Source organism: Chamaesiphon sp. OTE_20_metabat_361 (assembly GCF_031364565.1).
On record NZ_JANLWO010000528.1, the window covers coordinates 1 to 2,198 of the forward strand.

General features: G+C 44.9%; 2 protein-coding genes and 1 pseudogene. 1 reads left to right on the plus strand and 2 read right to left on the minus strand.

The features are described 5' to 3' along the window. Positions 1–185, minus strand: a pseudogene (locus RMO35_RS15230) (pentapeptide repeat-containing protein); the annotation flags it as partial. A 290-nt stretch (positions 186–475) separates the two neighbouring features. After that, positions 476–1,594: a calcium/proton exchanger gene (gene cax / locus RMO35_RS15235; protein WP_309742175.1), complete on the minus strand. Its 1,119-nt coding sequence runs from the start codon at positions 1,592–1,594 to the stop codon at positions 476–478. Between the two features lie 205 nt (positions 1,595–1,799). Between cax and RMO35_RS15240 the strand changes: the two genes are divergently transcribed. Beyond that, a partial coding sequence (locus tag RMO35_RS15240) for an aldo/keto reductase (RefSeq protein ID WP_309742176.1) occupies positions 1,800–2,198 on the plus strand: 399 nt, incomplete at its 3' end.

A 2,198-nucleotide genomic window follows, 5' to 3' on the forward strand; every position in this document is an offset into this window, starting at 1 on the left:
GTAACTAACCGCAATTGTTGGTCTGAAGAGAGCGATTTTGGCAGGCGGTGACGGCTACCTTGGTAGAGAATCGGCACGGATAATCCGAGCGATATCGCACAACCTGCCACAGTAAGACCGACATTTTTAGACCACAATCCATACCCGATCGCGATAATCCCGAGTAGATTGAACCAGATTGTCATTTAGGCTACGAGATCCAGTCTGCAATTAAACTTTCTATATCAGGAATTTTAACACGATCGGCCTTAGTGCCAAGGATTTATGAGCGACATGCAGGGGTTTAACTCCCCCTCCTTTAGGCGGATTGTGCTTGGTTCATTTTCATGGACAGGGAACCTATCTGAAAATGAATCCACTGCTTGGTGGAACGCACGCTGGGGTTCCCTCAGCGCGACTCCATCCGCTTTTTAGGATGGGGATTTATACCCCATCTTAAAAACCCAATTATCAATTATCAATTATCAATTATCAATTATCCAATGCCATCAATTACAGGATGGAAGTAAAAGGCAAATCCCAAAACGACATAAGCGGCTAACAACAAACTACCTTCAAGCCAATTAGATCGTCCATCCGAACTAATCGAGTTGGCAATCAATACCGATACAGCTACAGCTACGAGTTCAAATGGATTGAAATTTAAATTCATGGGCTTGCCCATAATGTATCCAGCTAGTACTAACACGGGTGCTACAAATAACGCGATCTGTAAGCTCGAACCTAATGCTACCGACACAGATAAATCCATTTTATCTTTCATCGCGACAGTCACCGCAGTAGCATGTTCGGCGGCGTTACCGACGATCGGCACTAAAATTACGCCTGTAAATAATGCTGTTAAGCCTAGTTGTTTAGTGGCTACTTCTAGGGTCGAAACTAAAAATTCTGATTCGACAGCAACGAGTAATGTACAACCTAATAGTACTGAAATCCACAGAGGTAAATTAACGGCTTCATGGTCGTTGTCGCCATCCAAATTGGCGTCTGCTAGTTCTTCCAGATCCAAATCTGCCAACGCCACATCATACAGGTAGGTATGCGTCTTCATCGAAAATAATAGCGTTAACCCATAGACGCCAATCAGCACAACCGAGACGGCGAGCGAGAGTTTTTGAATCGCATCGGCATCGATCCCTGTCGAAGTGTAATCCACTGCTGTTGGTAACAACATCGCAATTACCGCTAGATTGAGACTCGACGCATTCACCCGCGCTACAATCGGTTGAAAGACCTGCTCTTTATATCTCAAACCACCAAGCAGCATTGAAAATCCCATCACCAGCAATAAGTTACCAATAATCGAGCCTGTAATACTGGCTTTGACGACATCGATCAATCCCGCATTGAGCGCCACCAGCGCAATAATTAATTCTGTCGCATTCCCAAAAGTAGCGTTGAGTAAGCCTCCAAGCGCTGGCCCCATCACTACCGCTATTTCCTCTGTTGCTGTCCCCATCCATGCCGCCAAGGGGATAATTGCCAGCGCAGAAGTGACAAAAACGATCGGTTCGCTCCAGCCTAAAAAGTGCCCCGCGATCGAAACTGGAACAAATAGTAGTAAAACAGAAAGAGCATTATTGAGATTTAACATTGATGCTTGTATTGGTACACCGTCTCTCTAGAGTACCCGATCTGTCCGATAGACTCTCTTGGCGATCGGTTCTTCATTGCTGATATTCATGGGGGATAGGGGACTGAGGGATTGTCTTTTACCTCTTACCTCTTACCTCCTACCTCCTACCTCTTACCTCTTACCTCCTACCTTTTACCCCCCTACCCTCTACCCCCTACCAACCATGCAATATCGTCGATTTGGTCGAACCGAACTCCAAATGCCTGTCTTTTCATGTGGTGGAATGCGCTATCAACATAAATGGCAAGATATCCCCTTATCAGAAATTCCTAAAGAAAATCAACTGAACCTTGAAGCAACAATTCGCCGTTCGCTAGCTGTCGGGATAAATCATATTGAAACAGCTAGATTTTATGGTTCTTCGGAGGTTCAGCTCGGTCAAGTTTTACCAAAATTAAATCGTCAAGATTATATTTTTCAAACTAAAGTTGCACCTATTGCCGATGCCGCAGAATTTAGGCGAACTTTTGAGTTATGCCTATTGCGGCTTAACTTGGAGTATGTCGATCTGCTCGGGCTGCATGGCATTAACGATCGCCAAACTGCCGATTATGCACTTAGA

Bases quoted from the DNA above. Each gene is read 5' to 3' on its own strand.
- cax (WP_309742175.1), bottom strand. From the start codon at position 1,594: ATGTTAAATCTCAATAATGCTCTTTCTGTTTTACTACTATTTGTTCCA.